We start from the raw sequence: 531 nt of genomic DNA, 5'->3' as shown, positions 1-531 counted from the left end.
GTCCCGGTCCTTGGCGGGAGTGTCCTCGAAGGTGTCCGGGACAGGCTCATTGACGGTCACGGTGTTACTGGCCTCCAGTCGAGTACCCCAGCAGATGAAAGACGTGCGCGGGCGCCCTGCCTGGCTCCAGACGTACGTAGTTGGTCCGGCCCCAGTGGTAGGTCTCGCCGCTCAGTTCGTCATGCACCGCAACGGAATGCCGTTCGTCTTTTGGCTTGGCCAGGCCGAGTTGCCGCATGTCCAACGAGACCGTGGCCTCCTGGGTGTGGTGAGGGTCGAGGTTCACCACCACCAGAACCGTGTCCTCGCCCGTGCGCTTGCTGTACGCGATCACCGAGTCGTTGTCGGTCCGGTGGAAGTGCAGATTCCTGAGCCGGTGCAAGGCGGGGTGATCGCGTCTGATCCGGTTGAGTGCGGTGATGAGCGGGGCGATCGACTGCCCGTCGCGCTCTGCCGATTCCCATTGCCTGGGCCGGAGTTGGTATTTCTCGGAGTCCAGGTATTCTTCGCTGCCCGCGCGCAGCGGGGTGT

1 protein-coding gene is annotated in these 531 nt (G+C 64.0%); it reads right to left on the bottom strand.

Annotated elements, in window-relative coordinates:
• Positions 1-64: 64 nt before the first annotated feature.
• Positions 65-531, bottom strand: a 467-nt coding sequence (locus RB628_RS41280; RefSeq protein ID WP_318325756.1) for an alpha-glucosidase C-terminal domain-containing protein, incomplete at its 5' end; no start/stop codon positions are given.

The organism is Streptomyces sp. ADMS, from assembly GCF_033441795.1.
GTDB lineage: Bacteria > Actinomycetota > Actinomycetes > Streptomycetales > Streptomycetaceae > Streptomyces.
The sequence above is the reverse complement of the archived record's forward strand: the minus strand, read 5'-3'. Positions and strand labels throughout refer to the sequence as shown.